This is a genomic window from Rahnella sp. ATs2, assembly GCF_051851855.1.
GTDB classification, from domain to species: domain Bacteria; phylum Pseudomonadota; class Gammaproteobacteria; order Enterobacterales; family Enterobacteriaceae; genus Rahnella; species Rahnella variigena.
This window is the reverse complement of the sequence record NZ_JBLYPL010000005.1, coordinates 175918-197960: the sequence shown is the minus strand read 5'-3', so window position 1 is coordinate 197960 and position 22043 is coordinate 175918. Positions and strand designations below refer to the sequence as shown.

The window sequence follows — 22043 nt, the reverse complement described above, 5'->3', positions numbered from 1 at the left end:
TCGGCGTTGGCTGCCTTAAATCAACTTGAATGATTTAGGATATTGGATTAATTACAAAAAAGGGTGCGATGAAAATCGTGCCCTTTTTAATTGTTATTCATAACGCAAATTAACCCGCCACGTTTTACATTTTCCGCAAACCCGTCACATTCATTCCCGTTTAATTTATAGGCGTTTTTACCCATGTTTAACATGGGGATATTTTTTATTCATTCAGACGATCTATATGTGAATTAGTGTTGCAGGCGGGCAAGCATTGCGCATAATATGCGACGGTCATAATAATAATTATCGTTTACATTCCCATTTCCACTCCAGAGATTATGCAATGGCTTCTCAACGCTCGCTTTCAAATTCTGTCCCAAAAGGCGCATTTAAGCGTCGGACGTTAGCTTTAACCATTACCGCAACACTGGGTACTGCCGCATTTTACGCCGGTGCCGCCACCACCGCGCCTGCGAAGGAAGATACCATTAATGTGACGGCTTCTTCTGCTCCCGAAGCGGCACAGGAATCTGCATGGGGCCCTGCGGCGACCATCGCAGCAAAACATAGCGCTACCGGTACAAAAACCGATACCCCACTGGTGAAGACACCACAATCTGTTTCCGTGGTGACTCGCGAAGAAATGGACATGAAGCAACCGGTGACGGTGAAAGAAGCCCTGGGTTATACGCCGGGTGTCTTTGCCAGTCGCGGCAGTTCTAACACCATCGACGCCATGGCAATCCGCGGCTTCACCTCTGTTAACACCAACCAGTATCTCGACGGCATCAAACTTCAGGGCGATAACTATTCTGAAGTATCGATGGATCCGTACATGCTTGAACGTGTCGAAGTACTGCGCGGGCCTTCTTCCGTTTTGTACGGTAAAAGCAATCCGGGCGGCGTTGTCAGCATGGTCAGCAAGCGCCCGACCACTGAACCGCTGAAAGAAGTGCAGTTTAAAATGGGTACAGACAACCTGTACCAGACCGGATTTGATTTCAGCGATGCCATTGATGATGCAGGCGTGTATTCCTACCGTCTGACCGGTGTGGCGCGCAGTCAGGATGCGCAACAGGAAATGGCGAAAGAGAAACGTTATTCCATTGCCCCGTCTTTCTCATGGCGTCCTGATGATAAAACTGACTTTACCTTCCTGAGCAATTTCCAGAACGATCCGGATGCCGGTTACTACGGCTGGTTGCCGCGTGAAGGTACCGTGGTGCCGTATTACGACGCCAACGGTAAAGCACATAAACTCCCGACAGATTTCAACGAAGGTGAAGCGGGTAACCGCATGTCCCGCAACCAGAAAATGGTCGGTTACAGCTTCGCGCATCAGTTTGATGATACCTGGACGGTGCGTCAGAACCTGCGCTACACCAAACTCGATACCGAATATAAATCCGTTTACGGCTTCGGTTACCTCGGTAACGGCAACATTACGCGCAGCTATGTTCAGTCCAAAGAGAAGCTGGCGAACTTTGATGTCGATACACAGGCACAGGCCAAATTCGGCACCGGCGATATCGATCATACCGTGCTGGCTGGTGTTGATTACATGCGTATGCGTAACGATATTGACGCAGACTACGGCAGTGCAAGTAACCTGAATCTGGCGAATCCGCAATACGGTAATGGCAACGTTTCCCTGTACTTCCCGTACGAAATCCTTAATCGTCAGGAACAAACCGGTCTGTATGTGCAGGATCAGGCGGAGTGGAACAAGTGGATCCTGACTGTTGGCGGTCGTTACGACTTCGCGAAAAGCTCAACCTTTACCCGCACGACCAACAGCGCGTCGCAGATCAACGATGAGCAGTTCACCTGGCGTGGCGGTCTGAACTACCTGTTCGACAACGGTATTTCTCCGTACTTCAGTTACAGCGAATCCTTTGAACCGACCGCAGGCGCGACCAAAGAAGGGAAGCCATTCGATCCTTCAATGGGCAAACAGTACGAAGCCGGGATCAAATACATCCCGAACGATCGTCCGATCAGCCTGACGGCAGCCGTATACCAGCTGACAAAAGACAAAAACCTGACGGCCAACCCTGCTGATGCCGCTTTTAGCGTTCAGTCTGGTGAAATACGTTCACGAGGTGTGGAACTCGAAGCCAAAGCCGCGGTTAACGCCAACATCAACGTGACGGCGTCTTACACCTACACCGATGCAAAATACACCCATGACACCAATTTCGAAGGCAAGCGTCCTGTTGAAGTACCGGCGAATATGGCGTCTCTGTGGGCGGATTATACCTTCCACGAAACTGCGCTCAGCGGCCTGACACTCGGTTCCGGTGTGCGTTATGTCGGTGCCAGCTCAAGTTTCTACACGGCGAACGGTGTGAATGCATCCAGAGAGAATGAAGCTTTCAACGTTTCGTCCTATACGCTGGTAGATGCCACAGTGAAATACGATCTGGGTCGCTTCGGCCTGCCAGGTTCTTCCGTGGGTCTGAACATCAACAACTTGCTGGATCGCGAATATGTCGCCAGCTGCTACCGCGATTACGCCTGTTACTGGGGTTCAGATCGTCAGGTGGTTGCAACGGCCACATTCCGCTTCTGATACCCGTCATACTTCAGGCCGCAGATGCGTTGACGGCGTTCGTTCACCCCGGTCACTTAGCTGACTAAGCTCCCGGGGATTCGCGAACTTGTCGCCTTCCTGCAAACTGAATTATTCAGGGTATCGTAGCAGTGACGTAGTCAAATCCGGGCACGCTGGTCGTGCCCGTTTCCTGTTCTCAACCAGATGTCGACGTAGAAAATCTTATGCCTGATAACAACGTACATCCGTCTTCCCCGCTGCCAGACAGCGTCTTTCGTCTGCAGGATGTGAGTTTTGCCGTCCCGGGCCGCACGCTTCTTGCGCCACTGTCACTGACTTTCCCGCAAGGAAAAGTGTGCGGGCTGATTGGTCACAATGGCTCAGGGAAGTCGACGTTGTTAAAAATGCTGGGACGTCATCAGGCGGCGACATCCGGAACGATTTACCTCAATGAAACGCCGCTGGCGCAGTGGGACAGCAAAGCTTTTGCGCGGCAGGTCGCGTATTTGCCGCAGCAACTTCCGGCGGCAGAAGGCATGACCGTGCAGGAGCTGGTGGCGATTGGCCGCTATCCTTGGCACGGCGCGCTCGGGCGTTTCAAACATCACGATAAAGAAAAAGTCGAAGAAGCGATTTCACTGGTGGGCCTCAAACCCTTTGCACATCGTCTGGTCGACAGCCTGTCCGGGGGCGAACGTCAGCGTGCGTGGCTGGCGATGATGGTGGCGCAGGACAGCCGCTGCCTGCTGCTCGACGAACCGACTTCGGCGCTCGATATCGCCCATCAGAAAGACGTTCTGGCGTTGATCCAGCGTCTGAGCCGTGAAAAGGGCCTCACCGTGATTGCGGTGCTGCATGACCTGAATATGGCAGCCCGCTATTGTGACCAGCTGATGGCGCTGCGTGGCGGCGAGATGATCGCTCAGGGTGAACCTGAAGAAATGATGCGCGGTGACGTGCTCGAACAAATCTATGGCATTCCGATGGGCATTTTGCCGCATCCTGCGGGTGGCGCACCGGTGAGCTTCGTATACTGATATGTCTGATATTTTACACTTTTCCGGAATAACGCGCCGTCGTATTTTGCAGATGATGGCGCTTTCCCCGTTGCTGACATCTTTGCCCGCGCTTTCTGCGTCCCGCCCCGATCTCAGCCGCATTATTGCGCTCGAATGGCTTCCCGCTGAACTTCTGATTGCACTCGGCGTGATGCCGCTGGCGATTGCGGATATTCGCAATTACAACATCTGGGTAGCCGAACCGCCGCTGGCGCCGGGCGTGATTGACGTCGGTCAGCGCACCGAGCCGAATATGGAACTTATCCAGCAACTGAAACCGTCACTGGTGTTGCTGACGCAGGGTTACGGCCCGGCGACCGCTCAGCTGGAAACCATCGCGCCGGTGCTGAGTGTCAAAGCCAATGACGGCTCTGCGAAGCCATTAGATCTGGCGATCCGTTCGCTGCACAAACTGGCGGATACGCTCGGTTTGCAAGATCGTGCAGAACAGCATTTGCAGCGGTATCAGGACACTTTAGCCAGAACCCGCGAACAGCTGAAGCCGGTAGCACAGCAGCCGTTGTTGCTGATCACGTTCATCGATCCGCGCCATGTTCTGGTCTTCGGACAAGGCAGTATGCTGCATGAAGTGATGAACGATGTCGGGCTCACCAACGCCTGGCAGGGCGAGGGCAGTTTCTGGGGCAGTGTTTCCGTCGGAGTGGAAAGGCTGGCGGCGATCAAAAATGCCCGCGTGTTGTGCTTTGATCACGACAGCGCTGACATCATGAAAGCCGTCGAAAAAACGCCGCTGTGGAAATCCATGCCGTTCGTTCGTGCGAACCAGTTCACCGTCATCCCTGCCGTCTGGTACTACGGCGCAACGTTCAGCGCGATGCACTTCTGCAATATTTTAACCAACACGCTGAGGAAACCGGTATGAACCGCCGTTCGCTCAGCGTTTCGCTGACTCTTCTGATTATTCTGGCACTGGCTGCGGGCGCGCTCAGTATTTACAACCTGCATCAGCAATTGCCTTACGCGCAATGGCGCGGCGCACTGTGGCAGCCGGACATCGACAACGTGCAGCAGATGCTTTTCCATTACAGCTCACTGCCACGCATCGCCGTGGCATTGCTCGCGGGAGCGGGGCTCGGGCTGGTCGGTTTACTGTTCCAGCAGGTGTTGCGTAATCCTCTGGCTGAACCTGCGACGCTGGGCGTTTCGGCGGGCGCGCAACTCGGCCTGACGGTTGCCACGTTGTGGGCGCTGCCGGGTGGAATGATCACCCAGCAGTTTGCTGCCATGATCGGCGCGGTGGTGATTGGTGCGCTGGTGTTCGGTATCGCCTGGGGCAAACGCATGTCGCCGGTCACGCTGATCCTGGCGGGGCTGGTGCTCGGTTTGTATTGCGGTGCGGTCAACGGCCTGATCGGTATCTTCAATTATCAGAGCCTGCAAAGCCTGTACATGTGGAGCAGTGGTTCACTGACGCAGCAGGACTGGGATGTCGCCAGTTTCCTGTTGCCGCGTGTGATCATTGTCTGGTTGCTGGCGTTTTTGTTGCAGCGTCCGATGACGCTGCTGGGGCTGGACGACGGCGTGGCCAAAAACCTCGGCCTCGGGCTTTCTGCGGCACGTCTGGCGGTGCTGACGCTGGCCATCCTGATGAGTGCGCAGCTGGTGAATGCGGTCGGTATCGTCGGCTTTATCGGTCTGTTCGCCCCGCTTCTGGCGAAGATGCTCGGTGCGCGACGTTTACCTTCACGTCTGATTATGGCGCCGCTGATCGGGGCCTTATTGCTGTGGTTCACCGATCAGGTGATGCAGTACATCACCACGTTCTGGATGGAAATTCCGACCGGTGCCGCGACCGCGCTGGTCGGCGCGCCGTTGCTGCTGTGGCTGTTGCCGCGTCTTCGCAACAGCATGACGCCACCGCCGATGGATCAGGGCGATAACGTGCCGGCTGAACGTCATCATCTGGTGCGCTGGGTCGCGCTGGCGCTGGCGGTGCTGTTTATCGGGCTGGTTATCGCGCTGATGGCCGGACGTAATGCGACTGGCTGGAGCTGGTCAACAGGCGCGGATTTACAGGCGCTGCTGCCGTGGCGTTTACCCCGCGTGATGGCGGCGCTGGCGGCGGGCATCATGCTGGCGTCTTCCGGGGTGCTGATCCAGAAACTCACCGGTAACGCGATGGCGAGCCCGGAAGTGCTGGGAATAAGCTCGGGTGCGGCGACCGGCGTGGTGGTCATGATGTTTATCGTGCCGGGTGATGCCTTTGCCTGGCTGTTACCGGCGGGGAGTCTCGGTGCGGCGCTGACGTTGCTGGTGATTATGATGGCATCGGGTCTGCGCAGTTTTTCTGCCGAACGTATGTTGCTGACCGGTATCGCGCTGAGTACCGCATTCACCACGCTGATGTCACTGCTGCTGGCGAGCGGTGATCCGCGTATGGGCGGTTTGCTGACCTGGCTTTCCGGTTCCACTTATTCTGTGTCCGCTGAAGCGGCATGGCGGACGCTCATTCTGGCTGCGGTGCTGATGGTGATTGTGCCGTTCTGTCGTCGCTGGATAAATATTTTGCCGCTGGGAAGCGTGACGGCGAAATCAGTCGGCGTTGCACTGACACCAACGCGTATGGCGATTTTATTGCTGGCGGCGGTGATGACGGCTGCCGCGACGCTGACCATCGGGCCGCTGAGCTTTGTCGGTCTGATGGCACCGCATATGGCGCGTATGATGGGCTTTCGTCGTGCGGTTCCGCAGTGGATGGTCGCCAGCATTCTCGGCGGTTTACTGATGGTATTTGCCGACTGGTGCGGCCGGATGATTATCTTCCCGAACCAGATCCCGGCCGGTTTGCTCGCGACATTTATCGGCGCGCCATACTTTATTTATCTGCTGAGAAAGCAGGCGAAATAGAAGTTTCAGCTTAATACCTCACGCCAATCCTCCCCTTCGCAGGGGAGGTAACCGACTTCACCAGATCTTAAAGCTTAGCGAAACAACGGCGTGCGGCGTCGATGGTGCGCTGAATGTCTTCCTGAGTATGAGCGAGAGACATAAAGCCAGCCTCAAACGCGGAAGGTGCCAGGTAAACGCCTTCTTCCAGCATCAGATGGAAAAACTTCTTAAAGCGCTCAACGTCGCACTTCATCACGTCCTGATAGCAGGTCACGGTTTCGGCATCAGTGAAGAACAGACCGAACATCCCGCCGACGTGGTTCACCACGAACGGAATATTTTCTTCCTGCGCTGCATCCAGCAAACCTTCCGCCAGTTGTGTGGTGCGCTCAGTCAGGGTCTGATGCACGCCCGGTTGTGCGACTTGCGTCAGACAGGCGATACCCGCTGCCATGGCAATCGGGTTGCCGGAAAGCGTTCCTGCCTGATAGACAGGGCCGGTCGGTGCCAGTGCTTCCATCACGTCACGACGGCCACCAAATGCGCCCACCGGCATACCGCCGCCGATGATTTTGCCCAGACAGGTCAGGTCAGGCATCACATCGTAATACTCCTGAGCACCGCCCAGCGCGACGCGGAAACCGGTCATCACTTCGTCGATAATCAGCAGTGCGCCAAACTCGTCACAAATCTTGCGCAGGCCCGGCAGGAATTCCGGCAAAGGCGGCACACAGTTCATGTTGCCCGCGACCGGCTCAACGATGATGCAGGCGATGTCGTCAGGGAATTGTTCGAACGCGGCACGCACTGAATCCAGATCGTTATAGGTACAGGTCAGGGTGTGTTTGGCAAAATCAGCCGGAACGCCCGGAGAGTTTGGCTGGCCGAGGGTCAGCGCGCCGGAGCCGGCTTTCACCAGCAGGCAGTCGGCGTGGCCATGATAGCAGCCTTCGAATTTGACGATTTTATCGCGATGGGTGAAGCCGCGCGCCAGACGAATAGCGCTCATGGTGGCTTCGGTGCCGGAGTTGACCATGCGTACCATGTCCATGCTTGGCACCAGACCGGTGACCAGCTCGGCCATTTTGACTTCCATTTCGGTCGGCGCGCCAAAGCTCAGGCCACGTTCTGCGGCTTCAATCACCGCGCTGCGGATTTCGGCGTTGTTATGACCAAGCACCATCGGGCCCCACGAACCGACATAGTCGATATACGCTTTGCCATCGGCATCAAACAGGAAAGCGCCGTCAGCGCGTGCGATGAATAATGGCACGCCGCCAACGCCGGAGAAGGCACGTACCGGCGAGTTAACACCGCCCGGGATTAGCGCTTGCGCCTGCGTGAACAGACTTTCTGACTTACTCATTATTCAACTCCTGAAATTGCTGGGTTCTGGGTAAAGAAATTTTGTTGCGCCCATTCTAGTGAACTGAGCGGCGTTATAAAACCGTAAACCGTGCTGCATTTTGTTGCTGATCCTGTCAGGGAGCCAATTTGTATGATTAAATTCATTCATCTTCCATAACCATTTCTGTATTTTTCTTTCCGTGATGAATGAATCTGAGACTGAGAATGTAGCGGGCGCGCACGTGCGCGGACCGCGTAAACGCAGCGAAGCGCTGCGCCTTTTACTCCGCCGTGACAAAACTCCGGTCACGATTTTGATCATGGCCGCACTGGTGGGCACGGTTGCTGGTCTGCTGGGTGTTGCTTTTGAAAAAACCGTGAATCTGGTGATGGCGTTGCGTCTTTCGAGCGTTGGGATGTTCAGTGATTACTGGATCCTGCTCTGGCCGCTGACCTTTGTTATCTCGGCGGTCATGGCGATGTTCGGTTATTACCTGGTGCGCAAATTCGCGCCGGAAGCGGGCGGTTCGGGGATCCCGGAAATCGAAGGGGCGCTGGAAGAGTTGCGTCCTGTTCGCTGGTGGCGGGTGATCCCGGTGAAATTTTTTGGCGGTCTCGGTACGCTCGGCGCGGGAATGGTGCTGGGCAGGGAAGGGCCGACCGTGCAGATGGGTGCCAATGTCGGGAAAATGATGTTCGATATTTTCCGTCTGCGCAGCGCAGAAGCACGCCACTCACTGCTGGCGACCGGTGCGGCGGCCGGGCTTTCTGCGGCCTTTAACGCACCGCTGGCAGGCATTTTGTTCATCCTCGAAGAGATGCGCCTGCAATTTCGTTATAGCCTGATATCGATAAAAGCGGTGTTTATCGGTGTGATCATGTCGAGCATCGTTTTCAGGATTTTCAACGGCGACGGCGCAGTGATCGAAGTAGGCAGGCTGGCCAACGCACCGCTGAATACGCTTTGGTTGTATCTGGTATTGGGGATGGTTTTTGGCGTGGTCGGCGTGATGTTTAACGCCCTGATTTTCCGCACGCAGGACATGTTTGCCCGTGTTCATGGCGGTAATCTGCGAAATATCCTGGTGATTGGCGGGATGCTGGGCGGGTTTTGTGGCCTGCTCGGGCTGGTTCATCAGGAAGTCACCGGCGGCGGTTTTGCGCTGATCCCGCTGGCAGCGGCAGGAAAATACAGCCTGATGATGCTGCTGGTGATCTTTCTTGTTCGCGTGGTGACAACGCTTTTGTGCTTTGCTTCCGGCGCACCAGGCGGGATTTTCGCCCCTATGCTGGCGCTCGGCACGCTGCTGGGCACGGCATTTGGTACCGCCGCGCTGACGTGGTTCCCGCAGTACGGTATCCAGCCCGCGACGTTTGCGATAGCCGGAATGGGGGCGCTGTTTGCCGCCAGTGTCCGTGCGCCGCTCACCGGTATTGTGCTGGTTCTTGAAATGACCGATAACTATCAGCTTATTTTACCGATGATCATTACCTGCCTTGGTGCGACCCTGCTGGCGCAGTTTTTAGGCGGTAAACCCTTGTATTCCGCGATCCTGACCCGCACCTTGCAGAGGCAGGAACGTGAAAATGCAGAGAAAGCGCAGGCAGAACCCGACGCCGAAGGCACCAATAAGCAGGACAGCGCAGCAAAAAATGCCCATACTTGAACCATACTTTCAGGTATTAGATAATGAGTACATTATTCAGACAGTCAATCCGGCGGCCTGAACAAATGCGGATTGGGAGTGAGAGATTATGAGCGAAGCATTGATGAATGACACAGCCGCGTTGCCGTTACAGTTTACTGAGGCCGCGGCACGTAAGGTACAGAACCTTATTTCGGATGAAGAAAATCCAAACCTGAAGCTGCGTGTTTATATCACCGGTGGCGGTTGCAGCGGATTCCAGTACGGCTTTACCTTCGACGATAAAATTAACGACGGCGACATGACTATCGAGAAAGCCGGTGTGGCGCTGGTGGTTGACCCGATGAGCCTGCAATATCTGGTCGGCGGTTCAGTGGATTACACAGAAGGTCTGGAAGGTTCACGTTTCGTTGTGACCAACCCGAATGCTAAGACGACCTGTGGGTGCGGCTCTTCATTTAGTATTTAACTACCCTTCAAGCTCGAATGATCCAGGGTAGAGAATTTGTATAAATTAAAAGCCCGTTTGCTGATGCAGACGGGCTTTTTTAATGGTCAGACGCGGGTTTTCAGGTAAGTAAGCATTCACCAAGCGGTTACCATTCAACGGTCACCAGCTTTGAATCCGTGCTGATCCCCGGAACGGCGGTGAGCATCATTTCGCTGATATGCGGTTGCATCATTGTCCGGCTGGCGCAGGTGACGGACGTGCCGCTGTGCGCAGCATCAATTTTACAGCTGGGTAAAATGGTCAGGCTGATATGAATCTCGCCACTTGTCATGCCAGCGACAGCAACCAGCGGGCTCAAGGCGAGCAACGCACTGAGTAATAAAGCTTTCATTAAATTTCTTTCCTGCTGGTGTAATAAAAATTCAGCCCAGGCTGAAAAAGTTATCGGTAAAGTTTTCGAAGCCTTTAATCCGGATTTCTTATGTTCCGGATGGAAATCACGCTTTTCTCTGACGTTTCTTTTTACTCACACGCCAGACTTTTTATATTTCGTCGTATAACAACGTTGTATAACAAAGAGATAATAAAGCGGGGAACGGTATTGCAGCGAAGATTTTACGCCGGACATGTTACCAGATGACAGCACTGAATTATTGATTTTGGTTAATAAAGGAACAATTCAGAAAAGTGCGACACTTAATGTTAGTAAGCATTTACCTTTCAGGCAGGGCTGCCAGTTGCGGACAAAGCTGTTGTGCCGCCAGCAAAATTCGTGGTCCGGCACGGCTGAACCAGTCTGCATCCAGCGCAATGACCTGCGCTTTAAGCAGCGAATGCCAGTAATCTTCAATGACCTGTTTTTGCGACTTTCCGCCAGAAATAACAATAACCTGCGGCTGACGGGTTAAAACCTGTTCCCGGCTGACCTGAGGCCAGGGAACGCGGCTGTCGGCAAATATGTTTTTTGCTCCGCAGACATCCAGCACTTCGCTTTGCATCGTGGCGGCAGAAGCCGTAAACAGGGGCTGTGTGCCGAACTGGATGAACGCCGGAACCGGTTTTTGCCGGTGATACTTCTGCTTAAGTGCCAGCCATTGCTGGCGAAACATTTTTGCGGCGTTCTGCGCGGTGGCAGGAGAAGGGCTGTACGAGGCGAGTTGTTCCAGCGCCTGTGCCACCTGATCCGCATTTTGCGGGTCAAGATAGAGCACTTTGATGCCAAGAGACGTCAGCTGATCCAGCGGACGCTGAGGATTTCCGCCGCGCCAGGCGAGCACCAGATCGGGTTTAAGCGTCAGAATACGTTCGACGTTGATCCCCTGCCAGTTCGCCACCTGTTCCAGCTTGCTGGCCTGCGGCGGATAATCGGAGTAAGCACTAACTCCGACTAACTGACCACCGAGACCCGCCGCGTACGCCAGTTCTGTCAGATTGGGTGCCAGACTGACCACCCGTTGCGCCGGTGCCGCTGTGGCCGTAAGGGGCAGCCACAGGCAGCAGAGCGCCAGACAAAACCCGCGAACAATCACTCTTCTGACGCTGCCAGCGCTTTCAGCATCGCATCAACCATCAGGGTAGATTGCTGTGCTGCAACGACCAGGAACTCTTCAAAGCTCAGGTGCGATTCCCCGTCTGCCACGTCAGAAATGGCGCGAACGACCACGAACGGCGTGTCAAACAGATGGCACACGTGACCGACGGCTGCCGCTTCCATTTCCACTGCCGCGACCTGTGGGAAGGTGGCGCGGATACGGGCCAGAGGCGCAGCACCATTAATGAATGCGTCGCCGCTGCACACCAGACCGCGGACGGCGTTTAAATTCAGTTCACGGATGCAGTTTTCTGCCAGCGTAATCAGTTCCGGATCCGCAGTGAATGCCGCAGGGCAACCGGCCATCTGGCCTGGTTCATAACCAAACGCGGTGACGTCAGCATCGTGATAACGCACTTCATCAGATACCACGATATCGCCCACTTTCAGCGTTTTCGCCAGCCCACCCGCGGAACCGGTGTTGATCACCACATCAGGACGGCAATGTTCCAGCAACAGCGTGGTGCCCATCGCCGCAGACACTTTACCGATGCCAGATTTCAGCAGCGCCACGTCTACGCCGTGCAGCTGACCGGTGTAGATTTCGCAGCCCGCGCGTTCGATAGTCTGACGATTGATGATTTTGTCGCGCAGCAGGGTGACTTCCTGCTCCATTGCACCGATGATGCCTACTTTCATATAAATACTCGCAGATGTGGTTGGAATAAGCCGCAGCTTGTGCGGAATTGACGGTTTAATCACGAAAACAATGGCCGATAGTCTATCATGGCTAATGACAAGAGATAATGCGTTTGGGATGCTGTCCTGGTGTCGGTTTGACGCGCGAGTGGCTGAAAAGGTGGGAAATCATGTCCGGGATCGATTTTAAAGCGAAATTCAATTTTCAGCGTCCTTTCAGCGCCCCGATTGAGGCGCGTGATGCGTACGACGTGGTTCGCCAGTTTGAAAGCGATCGCGGGCGTATTATCAACTCCGCCGCCATCCGCCGTTTGCAGCAAAAAACGCAGGTTTTTCCGCTGGAGAAAAACGCCGCCGTCCGCAGCCGTCTGACCCATTCCCTTGAAGTTCAGCAGGTTGGCCGTCATATCGCCAAAGAAGTGCTCCATCGTCTGCGCCGTCAGGGGAAACTCGAGGCATATGGCCTTGACGATGTCACCGATCCTTTCGAAAGCGTGGTCGAAATGGCCTGCCTGATGCACGATATCGGCAATCCCCCGTTCGGACATTTTGGTGAATCGGCGATTAATAACTGGTTTGCCAAAAGGATGGATACTGACAGTTGTGGCGAAACGCCGCAGGAAACAGATTCCTGTCTGGTGGCCTGTTTACGCCTGACGTCCGGGGACGTTGAACTCAATCAGTTGCGCAGCAAAATCCGCTACGATCTGTCTAATTTTGAAGGCAACGCGCAGGCCATCCGGCTGGTATTTACCCTGCTGAAACTCAATCTGACCTACAGCCAGACCGCCTGCATTTTGAAATATACCCGTCCGGCGTATTCGATGGCTAAACTGCCTTCCCATGATTACCTGATGAAAAAACCGGGTTTTTATCTGGCGGAAGAGCCGTTTATTAAAGAGTTGCGCAGCGAACTGAGTCTGGGTGAGTTCAATCGTTTTCCGCTCACCTACATTATGGAAGCGGCGGATGATATTTCTTACTGTATTGCGGATCTCGAAGATGCGGTCGAAAAAAACATTTTTAGCGTCGATCAGCTCTATCATTATCTGTATCGCGAATGGGGCGAGATTGAGAAAAACGACTTCTTCGATAAAGTGGTTCGTACCGCTTACGAGAAAATGGATAAAGCCAAAACCTTCCGTAATCCGGTCGATTACTTCTTTATGGAATTGCGTGTTCAGACTGTCAAACAACTTGTCCCGCACGCGGCACGCCGCTTCATTGATAATATAGAAGATATTTATCAGGGCACGTTTAATCATGCCCTGCTCGAAGATGACAGTCAGGCTAATCGTTTGTTAGAGATTTATAAAAGCGTGGCTTTCAAACAGGTTTTCAATCATCACGAAGTAGAAGAACTGGAATTGCAGGGCTACCGGGTGATCAGCGGATTACTGGATATTTACAGCCCGTTGCTGGACATGCCGCTTTCGGATTTTTCGCAGCTGGTTCAGGAAGATACACACAGGAAATATCCTATAGAAACCCGTCTTCTGCATAAGATCTCTGCCAAGCATCGTCTGGCTTACAACAATGCCGTGACGGCGCTGGAAGGATTACCGGTCGCAAACCATGCGGCGCAGGAGTTTTATTACCGGGCGAGAATGATTCAGGATTATATCAGCGGAATGACTGACCTTTATGCGTATGATGAATACAGAAGACTCATGGCGGCTGAGTAATTTGTTTTTAAAAAGACAAGTTGAACTCTCTTTAATTTTCTTTACGGAACTGTCTGAAAAGACGCCATTTGTAAATACTGACAATAATTTTTTACCATTGTCAGATCGACCCTGATGAACTTCACGCTATTAATACCATCTCAGTATCACGACTACCAAGCAAAGCGACTATTTTGGTTGCCACAATAATTTTAAGAGATCCTGAAAAATGAAAAAATCGAGTTTATTCCTCAGCGCATTAGCGTTAAGTATCGGTATGGCAATGGCCCCGGTTTCTTCTGCACTGGCTGCTGAAACAGCGTCTTCGTCCGCCAGCTCTACACAGCTGCCAAGTCTGGCGCCAATGCTGGAAAAAGTGATGCCATCCGTGGTGAGCGTGAACGTGGAAGGCAGTGCGTCGGTAAAAACACCGCGCATGGGCCAGCAGTTCCAGCAGTTCTTTGGTCAGAACTCGCCGCTGTGCCAGGACGGTTCTCCGTTCCAGGGGTCACCGGTTTGTCAGGGCGGCGGTCAGGGACCAGATGGTCAGCCAGCACCTGAGCAGAAAGAAGATTTCCGCGCGCTGGGTTCCGGCGTCATCATTGATGCCGATAAAGGTTATGTGGTTACCAACAATCATGTAGTTGATAACGCGACAAAAATCAGCGTTCAGCTGAACGATGGCCGTAAATTCGACGCGAAAGTGATCGGTAAAGATCCGCGTTCAGACATCGCGGTTATCCAGCTGCAAAACGCGAAAAACCTGACAGCCATTAAAATGGCCGATTCCGAGCAACTGCGCGTCGGTGATTACACCGTGGCTATCGGTAACCCGTATGGTCTGGGCGAAACCGTGACTTCCGGTATCGTTTCTGCACTGGGACGTTCCGGCCTGAATATCGAAAACTACGAAAACTTCATCCAGACGGATGCGGCGATCAACCGCGGTAACTCCGGCGGTGCGCTGGTGAACCTGAACGGTGAACTGATTGGTCTGAATACAGCGATCCTGGCTCCGGACGGCGGCAACATCGGTATCGGTTTTGCGATCCCAAGTAACATGGTGAAAAACCTGTCCAAACAGATGATTGAGTTCGGTCAGGTGAAACGTGGCGAACTGGGCATCATGGGTACCGAGCTGAACTCTGAACTGGCGAAAGCCATGAAAGTCGACGCACAGCGCGGCGCATTCATCAGCCAGGTCATGCCGAAATCTGCGGCAGAGAAAGCGGGCATCAAAGCCGGTGACGTGATCCTGAGCATGAACGGCAAGCCAATCAGCAGCTTCGCTTCGTTCCGTGCTGACATCGGCACCATGCCAATTGGTACCAAAGTCACGCTGGGTCTGCTGCGCGAAGGCAAACCGATGAACGTGGATGTCACCATTGAGCAAAGCACGCAGACGCCTAAAGTCGAATCCGGCAACATTTACACCGGCATCGAAGGCGCTGAACTCAGCAACGGTTCAGCAGGTGATCAGAAAGGTGTGAAAGTCGATGAAGTGAAAGCCGGTTCTACCGCAGCACGCATTGGCCTGAAAAAAGGCGACGTGATCTTGGGTGTGAACCAGCAGAAAGTCACCAATCTGGGTGAACTGCGTAAAATTCTCGACACCAAACCAAACGTTCTGGCGCTGGACATTCAGCGTGGTGACACCTCGATTTACCTGCTGGCGCAGTAATTCGTCAGCACGGTTCTTAAGTAAGGCACGCTCCGGCGTGCCTTTTTTTATGCCCGTATTTTATGCCAGTTGGGCATTTGCTTAAAAATGTGACTTTCGCCGCAACTTCAACAGGTGCTTCTGCTCTTTGGGCATTTGCATAATGTATGGCAGCAACGCGCTGGGTATGCTCTCTGGACAAAAAACAATAAGCCAAGGCAGGGGATCCATGTCGGCGTATCATCTCGATGCAAAGCTGGCGCAACAGATTGTTGCCCGCACCATGCAAATTATTGATAGTAATGTGAATGTCATGGATGGCCGCGGAAGAATAATCGGCAGTGGCGACGATCAGCGTCTTGGTGAATTGCACGAAGGCGCATTGCTGGCAATTTCACAGGAACGTATTGTCGATATTGATGAAGGCGTCGCCAGGCATTTGCACGGTGTGCGTCCGGGGATCAACCTGCCGTTGCGTATTGACGGGCAGATCGTCGGCGTGATCGGCCTGACCGGTAATCCTTCCCAGCTACGGCAATATGGCGAACTGGTGTGTATGACCGCCGAAATGATGCTCGAGCAGGCGCGTTTGCTGCACATGCTGGCGCAGGACAGCCGTCTGCGTGAAGAACTGGTGCTCAATCTTATCCGCGTGGACGAACTTTCTCCGGCGCTGATGGAATGGGCGCAGCGTCTGGGCATTGACCTGAACCGTCCGCGCGTGGCGGCCGTGGTTGAAGTTGACAGCGGACAGCTCGGCGTCGATTCCGCCATGGCCGAGCTGCAACAGCTGCAAACATTGCTCACCACGCCGGAGCGCGACAACCTGATCGCTATTGTTTCCCTTACCGAAATGGTGGTGCTGAAACCGGCGCTGAACAGCTACGATCGCTGGGATGCGGACGGACACCGCCAGCGTATCGATCACCTTCTTTCGCGCATGACGGAAACTGGCCGCCTGCGAGTGCGTATTTCGCTGGGTAACTTTTTCACCGGTCCCGGCAGCATTGCCCGTTCCTACCGGACCGCGCGCACCACCATGACCGTCGGCAAGCAGCGGATGCCCGAACAGCGCTGTTACTTCTATCAGGATTTGATCCTGCCCGTACTGCTCGACAGTCTGCGCGGTGGCTGGCAGGCCGACGAGCTGGTTCGTCCGCTGGCGCGGCTGAAAGCAACGGACGGCAACGGATTACTGCGCCGCACGCTGACATCCTGGTTCCATAATAATGTGCAGCCGACCGCCACCTCAAAAGCGTTATATATCCATCGCAATACGCTGGAATATCGCCTTAACCGTATCTCGGAATTAACCGGTCTGGATCTGGGTAATTTCGACGATCGTTTATTGCTGTATGTCGCGCTGCAATTAGATAACGATCAGTTGTGACAGCCATCACAGCTGTTTCATTTTTTGTGAAACAACTCGCACCGCGCTGGGCATTTGCCTCAGGATAAATGCAAAGCGCGGTTCAAGCCTGTTGTATTGCCCAATGAGTAAAAGGAATGTTGTTCATATACTGGCTGCGTTCCTTCCTCTCTGAACCCTACAGTTCTGTGACTGGAATGACTTTTATCTCTGTTTAGAGGCGTTGTCATTAATTCCGGAGAACACCATGGAAACTACCGTTTCAGCAGCCAGTGCCGTCAAAAAAAGAACTAACGCGCGCTACTGGATAGTGGTGATGTTATTTATTGTCACCTCATTTAATTATGGCGACCGTGCCACGTTATCCATTGCCGGTTCGGCGATGGCCAAAGATATCGGGCTGGATTCTGTCGGGATGGGCTATATTTTCTCGGCATTTTCATGGGCCTATGTTATCGGACAAATACCCGGCGGCTGGTTGCTGGATAAATTCGGCTCCAAAAAAGTTTATTTCTACAGTATTTTTATCTGGTCTCTGTTTACCCTGCTGCAGGGCTTCGTCGATATATTCAGCGGCTTCGGCATTGTGGTTTCTCTCTTCGCATTACGCTTTCTGGTCGGGCTGGCAGAAGCACCTTCTTTCCCCGGCAACAGCCGGATCGTCGCCGCGTGGTTCCCGGCTCAGGAACGCGGGACCGCCGTCTCTATTTTTAACTCTGCGCAGTATTTTGCGACCGTGATTTTCGCCCCGATCATGGGCTGGCTGACCCACGAAGTGGGCTGGTCACACGTCTTCTTCTTCATGGGCGGACTCGGGATCATCCTGAGTTTCATCTGGCTGAAAGTGATCCACGATCCGAAAGATCATCCGGGTGTGAATCAGGCCGAGCTTGATTACATGGAAGCCGGTGGCGCGCTGATCAATATGGATCAGAAGACCACCAGAAAAGCGGCTGTTAAAGGGGAAAAAGCCTTCCAGCTTAAGCAATTACTGAAATCCCGCATGATGATTGGCATCTACATCGGCCAGTACTGCATCAATGCGCTGACCTACTTCTTCATCACCTGGTTCCCGGTGTATCTGGTACAGGCGCGCGGCATGTCGATCCTCAAAGCGGGCATGGTGGCCTCGGTGCCTGCGATTTGCGGATTCCTCGGCGGCGTACTGGGCGGGATCATTTCTGACTGGCTGATGCGCAGAACCAACAACCTTACGCTGTCCCGCAAAGCGCCGATCGTGGTCGGTATGCTGCTGTCGATGTCGATGATCTTCTGCAACTACGTCGATACCGAATGGATGGTAGTCGGCATTATGGCCTTCGCCTTCTTCGGTAAAGGGCTGGGCGCATTGGGCTGGGCTGTGATGGCCGACACCGCACCCAAAGAAATCAGCGGGCTGAGCGGCGGCTTATTCAACATGTTCGGTAACGTCTCCGGCATCATCACCCCGATTGCCATCGGCTACATTATCGGCAGCACAGGGTCATTCAACGGTGCGCTGATTTATGTCGGGATCCACGCGTTGCTGGCGGTTGTCAGCTATGTGTTTATCGTCGGAAAAATCGAACGTATTCAGTTAAGTGCCTTCTGAGTCAAAGGAAACCATGATGAATACACAATCCTCACCGGTTATCACTGACATGCAGGTTATTCCGGTGGCAGGCCACGACAGTATGCTGATGAATATTGGCGGCGCGCACGGCGCTTACTTCACCCGCAACATCGTGATCCTCAAAGACAGCGCCGGGAATACCGGCGTGGGCGAAGCGCCGGGCGGAGAAGTCATTTACAACACGCTGGTGGAAGCCATTCCTCAGGTGAAAGGCCAGGAAGTGGCGCGCATGAACCGGCTGGTGCATCAGATCCATGTCGGCAATCAGTCGTCGGATTTTGATTCCTTTGGCAAAGGCGCGTGGACCTTTGAACTGCGGGTTAACGCGGTCGCCGCACTGGAAGCTGCGTTGCTGGATCTGATGGGCAAATTCCTCGGTGTGCCGGTGTGTGAACTGCTCGGGCCGGGCAAACAGCGCGATGAAGTGACGGTGCTCGGTTACCTGTTCTACATCGGTGACCGGAACAAAACCAATCTGGCGTATCAGGAAGGCGCGCGAGGCGTTCACGACTGGTATCACCTGCGCCATCAGGAAGCGATGAACAGCGAGGCCGTGGTACGACTGGCGGAAGCCGCGCAGGACCGCTACGGTTTTAAAGATTTCAAACTCAAAGGCGGTGTGCTGCCGGGCGAGCAGGAGATCGACGCGGTTAAAGCGCTGGCAAAACGTTTCCCGGATGCACGAATTACCGTCGACCCGAACGGAGCGTGGCTGCTGGATGAAGCGATTGACCTGTGCAAAGACCTGCACGGGATCCTCAGTTATGCCGAAGATCCGTGCGGTGCAGAACAGGGTTTTTCAGGCCGCGAAGTGATGGCTGAATTCCGTCGTGCGACAGGCTTGCCCGTCGCGACCAACATGATCGCCACCAACTGGCGTGAGATGCAGCACGCGGTGATGTTGCAGTCGGTGGATATTCCGCTGGCGGATCCGCATTTCTGGACTATGCACGGCGCGGTGCGCGTGGCGCAACTTTGTGACGAATGGGGTCTGACGTGGGGCTGTCATTCGAATAATCATTTCGATATTTCGCTGGCGATGTTTACCCATGTTGGCGCGGCCGTACCGGGCAAACCGACGGCCATTGATACGCACTGGATCTGGCAAGAAGGCAATCAGCGCCTGACCAAAGAGCCGCTGCAAATTGTGAACGGAAAAATCAAAGTACCTGAAAAGCCGGGACTGGGTGTGGAGATCGACATGGATCAGATCCGTCGCGCGCATGAACTGCATAAAAAACTGCCGTCCGGGGCGCGCAATGATGCCATTGCGATGCAGTACCTGATCCCCGGCTGGACATTCGATCGTAAGCGCCCGGCAATGGGCCGCTGATTACGGAATCTGAATCAATAAGGAGTGAGTATGAGTGCTTCATCTACACCAAAAATTGTTTCCATGCAGGTGATCCCGGTTGCCGGACACGACAGCATGTTGCTCAATCTCAGCGGTGCGCACGCGCCGTTTTTCACCCGTAATATTCTGATCCTCAAAGACAGCAGCGGCAATACCGGCGTCGGCGAAGTGCCGGGTGGCGAGAAGATCCGCCAGACGCTGGATGATTCGTCACTGCTGGTGATTGGCAAAACGCTGGGCGAATACAAGAATGTGATGACCGCTGTGCGGGAGAAATTCGCCGATCGTGATGCGTCAGGTCGCGGATTACAGACGTTTGATTTGCGTACTACTATCCACGTAGTGACTGCTATTGAAGCCGCGATGCTGGACTTGCTCGGCAAGCACCTTGGCGTGACCGTCGCATCATTGCTGGGTGACGGACAGCAGCGCGATGAAGTCGAAATGCTCGGTTATCTGTTCTACGTTGGCGACCGCAATAAGACGTCGCTGGGCTATCAGAGCCAGCCGGGTGACAGTTGCGACTGGTACCGGTTGCGCCACGAAGAAGCGCTGACACCGGCGGCGGTGGTACGTCTGGCCGAAGCCGCGTATGAGAAATACGGCTTTAATGATTTCAAACTCAAAGGCGGTGTGCTGGCGGGCAGCGAAGAAGCTGAAGCCGTGACAGCGCTGGCGCAGCGATTCCCGCAGGCGCGCATCACGCTTGATCCCAACGGGGCCTGGTCGCTGAATGAAGCCATTGCGCTGGGTAAACAACTGCGCGACGTGCTGGCCTATGCGGAAGATCCGTGCGGGGCAGAGCAGGGATTCTCCGGGCGTGAAGTGATGGCGGAGTTCCGTCAGGCGACCGGTTTGCCGACAGCCACCAATATGATCGCAACGGACTGGCGTCAGATGGGGCATACCATTCAGCTGAAATCGGTGGATATCCCGCTGGCGGATCCGCATTTCTGGACCATGCAGGGTTCCGTGCGCGTGGCGCAGATGTGCCACGAATGGGGCCTGACCTGGGGCTCGCACTCCAATAACCACTTTGATATCTCGCTGGCAATGTTTACTCAGGTTGCGGCTGCGGCACCGGGTAAAATCACGGCTATCGACACGCACTGGATCTGGCAGGAAGGTAATCAGCGCCTGACCAAAGAACCGTTGCAGATCAAAGGCGGTAAAGTACGCGTGCCGGAACAGCCTGGTCTGGGCGTTGAGCTGGATATGGATCAGGTGATGAAAGCGCACGAGCTTTACAAAGGTATGGGCCTCGGCGCGCGCGACGATGCGCAGGGCATGCAGTTCCTGGTGCCGGACTGGAAGTTTGATCCGAAAAGGCCGTGTCTGGTGCGTTAAACTTTATGCACCTGTAAAAAAGCCTCTCATATGAGAGGCTTTTTACGTTCTGATCGGAAATCAACTCCGTGCGTGCGCCGCTGCCTTTTCAATCAGCTCATCAGACGGGCGTTTGCCGGTGTACAGCACAAACTGCTCGACGGCTTGTAATGTCGCCACTTCTGCACCGGTAATCACTGTTTTATCGTGCTCGCGACCGTAGCGAATCAGCGGTGTTTCTGCCGGCAGCGCGACGACGTCAAAAACAATGCTGGCGCGGTCAATCACTGCCGGCTCAAAGGCCAGCGAATCCACTTCCGGCCCGCCGGCCATTCCGATTGGCGTGACGTTCACCACCATATCCACCGGCAAATCACCCACTTCGGCTTTCCATTCATAGCCATATTCTTCTGCCAGCGCACGACCATTGGCTTCGTTGCGCGCAATGATATAGCCCTTTTTGAATCCGGCATCACGGATGGCGGCGACTACCGCTTTACCCATACCGCCGCTGCCGCGCAGGGCAAAAACGGCGTCGCGTGGTACCTGATAGCTGTCGAGCAATTTGGCGACCGCTATATAGTCGGTGTTGTACGCGCGCAGGAAGCCGTCGTCATTGACGATGGTATTCACGGACTGAATGGCGGTGGCGGAAGGATCCAGTTCATCGAGGAAAGGAATGCAGGCTTCCTTGAACGGCATCGACACGGCACAGCCACGAATGCCCAGTGCGCGGACGCCTTTCACCGCGGCTTCGATATCTTTGGTAGAGAAAGCTTTGTAGACAAAATTCAGGTCTGACGCCTGATAGAGGTAATTATGAAAACGCGTGCCGAAATTTCCCGGACGACCGGAAAGGGACATACACAACTGCGTGTCTTTATTGATTTCCCGACTCATTTCGTTCTCCTTTCAGATATTCTTTATGACCTTACGG

General features: G+C 54.3%; 17 protein-coding genes. 12 read left to right on the top strand and 5 right to left on the bottom strand.

The window, feature by feature from the left end; genetic code table 11:
- Positions 1-328 precede the first annotated feature (328 nt).
- From fhuA to fhuB, 4 genes are all read left to right on the top strand, one after another.
- On the top strand, positions 329-2557 hold the full coding sequence (fhuA, locus tag ACJY2G_RS06820) for a ferrichrome porin FhuA (protein WP_430318794.1): 2229 nt from the start codon (positions 329-331) through the stop codon (positions 2555-2557).
- 206 nt (positions 2558-2763) lie between these two features.
- Entirely contained in the window at positions 2764-3576 is an 813-nt protein-coding gene (fhuC, locus tag ACJY2G_RS06815) for a Fe3+-hydroxamate ABC transporter ATP-binding protein FhuC (RefSeq protein WP_112287815.1), read from the top strand.
- Between the two features lies 1 nt (position 3577).
- On the top strand, positions 3578-4480 hold the full coding sequence (fhuD, locus tag ACJY2G_RS06810) for a Fe(3+)-hydroxamate ABC transporter substrate-binding protein FhuD (RefSeq protein ID WP_430318795.1): 903 nt from the start codon (positions 3578-3580) through the stop codon (positions 4478-4480).
- Entirely contained in the window at positions 4477-6465 is a 1989-nt protein-coding gene (fhuB, locus tag ACJY2G_RS06805; protein ID WP_430318796.1) for a Fe(3+)-hydroxamate ABC transporter permease FhuB, read from the top strand. Before fhuD ends, fhuB begins: the two co-directional genes overlap by 4 nt.
- Positions 6466-6532: 67 nt before the next feature.
- On the opposite strand, the gene hemL is transcribed toward fhuB, so the two are convergent.
- Entirely contained in the window at positions 6533-7813 is a 1281-nt protein-coding gene (gene hemL / locus ACJY2G_RS06800) for a glutamate-1-semialdehyde 2,1-aminomutase (RefSeq protein WP_113876393.1), read from the bottom strand.
- A 184-nt stretch (positions 7814-7997) separates the two neighbouring features.
- Here hemL and clcA point away from each other — a divergent pair, with 184 nt between their 5' ends.
- The gene (gene clcA / locus ACJY2G_RS06795; protein WP_120161119.1) at positions 7998-9461 is read left to right on the top strand and encodes a H(+)/Cl(-) exchange transporter ClcA; all 1464 of its coding nucleotides are present in this window, start codon (positions 7998-8000) and stop codon (positions 9459-9461) included.
- A 103-nt stretch (positions 9462-9564) separates the two neighbouring features.
- Complete coding sequence (gene erpA / locus ACJY2G_RS06790) at positions 9565-9909, top strand: iron-sulfur cluster insertion protein ErpA (protein ID WP_147243261.1); 345 nt, start codon at positions 9565-9567, stop codon at positions 9907-9909.
- Positions 9910-10036: 127 nt separating this feature from the next.
- Here erpA and ACJY2G_RS06785 read toward each other — a convergent pair whose 3' ends face one another.
- From ACJY2G_RS06785 to mtnN, 3 genes are all read right to left on the bottom strand, one after another.
- Positions 10037-10282: a hypothetical protein gene (locus ACJY2G_RS06785; RefSeq protein WP_113876394.1), complete on the bottom strand. Its 246-nt coding sequence runs from the start codon at positions 10280-10282 to the stop codon at positions 10037-10039.
- 322 nt (positions 10283-10604) lie between these two features.
- Positions 10605-11417, bottom strand: a complete 813-nt coding sequence (btuF, locus tag ACJY2G_RS06780) for a vitamin B12 ABC transporter substrate-binding protein BtuF (protein WP_439291593.1) — start codon at positions 11415-11417, stop codon at positions 10605-10607.
- Positions 11417-12121, bottom strand: a complete 705-nt coding sequence (mtnN, locus tag ACJY2G_RS06775; RefSeq protein WP_120161117.1) for a 5'-methylthioadenosine/S-adenosylhomocysteine nucleosidase — start codon at positions 12119-12121, stop codon at positions 11417-11419. Before mtnN ends, btuF begins: the two co-directional genes overlap by 1 nt.
- 170 nt (positions 12122-12291) lie before the next feature.
- Between mtnN and dgt the strand changes: the two genes are divergently transcribed.
- The 6 genes from dgt to gudD all read left to right on the top strand — a co-directional run bounded on the left by dgt (position 12292) and on the right by gudD (position 21127).
- On the top strand, positions 12292-13806 hold the full coding sequence (dgt, locus tag ACJY2G_RS06770; protein WP_439291586.1) for a dGTPase: 1515 nt from the start codon (positions 12292-12294) through the stop codon (positions 13804-13806).
- Between the two features lie 208 nt (positions 13807-14014).
- Positions 14015-15466, top strand: coding sequence for a serine endoprotease DegP (degP, locus tag ACJY2G_RS06765; RefSeq protein ID WP_120161113.1), 1452 nt, complete (start codon positions 14015-14017; stop codon positions 15464-15466).
- Positions 15467-15674: 208 nt separating this feature from the next.
- Positions 15675-16835 carry a CdaR family transcriptional regulator gene (locus ACJY2G_RS06760; RefSeq protein WP_112287823.1) on the top strand — a complete coding sequence of 387 codons (1161 nt, stop codon included), beginning with the start codon at positions 15675-15677 and terminating at the stop codon, positions 16833-16835.
- Between the two features lie 226 nt (positions 16836-17061).
- Entirely contained in the window at positions 17062-18405 is a 1344-nt protein-coding gene (locus ACJY2G_RS06755; protein WP_439291585.1) for an MFS transporter, read from the top strand.
- 13 nt (positions 18406-18418) lie between these two features.
- Positions 18419-19759 (top strand): enolase C-terminal domain-like protein, encoded by a 1341-nt coding sequence (locus tag ACJY2G_RS06750; RefSeq protein WP_439291584.1) that lies wholly within the window; start codon positions 18419-18421, stop codon positions 19757-19759.
- A 30-nt stretch (positions 19760-19789) separates the two neighbouring features.
- Positions 19790-21127, top strand: a complete 1338-nt coding sequence (gene gudD, locus ACJY2G_RS06745) for a glucarate dehydratase (protein WP_439291583.1) — start codon at positions 19790-19792, stop codon at positions 21125-21127.
- Positions 21128-21187: 60 nt separating this feature from the next.
- On the opposite strand, the gene ACJY2G_RS06740 is transcribed toward gudD, so the two are convergent.
- The gene (locus ACJY2G_RS06740; protein WP_439291582.1) at positions 21188-22006 is read right to left on the bottom strand and encodes a shikimate 5-dehydrogenase; all 819 of its coding nucleotides are present in this window, start codon (positions 22004-22006) and stop codon (positions 21188-21190) included.
- Positions 22007-22043 lie beyond the last annotated feature (37 nt).

What these genes read in the sequence shown, in the direction of transcription:
- ACJY2G_RS06750 (WP_439291584.1), top strand. Translation starts at nt 18,419, where the DNA reads ATGATGAATACACAATCCTCACCGGTTATCACTGACATGCAGGTTATT.
- dgt (WP_439291586.1), top strand. Translation starts at nt 12,292, where the DNA reads ATGTCCGGGATCGATTTTAAAGCGAAATTCAATTTTCAGCGTCCTTTC.
- clcA (WP_120161119.1), top strand. Translation starts at nt 7,998, where the DNA reads ATGAATGAATCTGAGACTGAGAATGTAGCGGGCGCGCACGTGCGCGGA.
- fhuB (WP_430318796.1), top strand. Translation starts at nt 4,477, where the DNA reads ATGAACCGCCGTTCGCTCAGCGTTTCGCTGACTCTTCTGATTATTCTG.
- erpA (WP_147243261.1), top strand. Translation starts at nt 9,565, where the DNA reads ATGAATGACACAGCCGCGTTGCCGTTACAGTTTACTGAGGCCGCGGCA.
- fhuD (WP_430318795.1), top strand. Translation starts at nt 3,578, where the DNA reads ATGTCTGATATTTTACACTTTTCCGGAATAACGCGCCGTCGTATTTTG.
- mtnN (WP_120161117.1), bottom strand. Translation starts at nt 12,121, where the DNA reads ATGAAAGTAGGCATCATCGGTGCAATGGAGCAGGAAGTCACCCTGCTG.
- ACJY2G_RS06755 (WP_439291585.1), top strand. Translation starts at nt 17,062, where the DNA reads ATGGAAACTACCGTTTCAGCAGCCAGTGCCGTCAAAAAAAGAACTAAC.
- gudD (WP_439291583.1), top strand. Translation starts at nt 19,790, where the DNA reads ATGAGTGCTTCATCTACACCAAAAATTGTTTCCATGCAGGTGATCCCG.
- fhuA (WP_430318794.1), top strand. Translation starts at nt 329, where the DNA reads ATGGCTTCTCAACGCTCGCTTTCAAATTCTGTCCCAAAAGGCGCATTT.
- ACJY2G_RS06740 (WP_439291582.1), bottom strand. Translation starts at nt 22,006, where the DNA reads ATGAGTCGGGAAATCAATAAAGACACGCAGTTGTGTATGTCCCTTTCC.
- hemL (WP_113876393.1), bottom strand. Translation starts at nt 7,813, where the DNA reads ATGAGTAAGTCAGAAAGTCTGTTCACGCAGGCGCAAGCGCTAATCCCG.
- ACJY2G_RS06785 (WP_113876394.1), bottom strand. Translation starts at nt 10,282, where the DNA reads ATGAAAGCTTTATTACTCAGTGCGTTGCTCGCCTTGAGCCCGCTGGTT.
- ACJY2G_RS06760 (WP_112287823.1), top strand. Translation starts at nt 15,675, where the DNA reads ATGTCGGCGTATCATCTCGATGCAAAGCTGGCGCAACAGATTGTTGCC.
- fhuC (WP_112287815.1), top strand. Translation starts at nt 2,764, where the DNA reads ATGCCTGATAACAACGTACATCCGTCTTCCCCGCTGCCAGACAGCGTC.
- degP (WP_120161113.1), top strand. Translation starts at nt 14,015, where the DNA reads ATGAAAAAATCGAGTTTATTCCTCAGCGCATTAGCGTTAAGTATCGGT.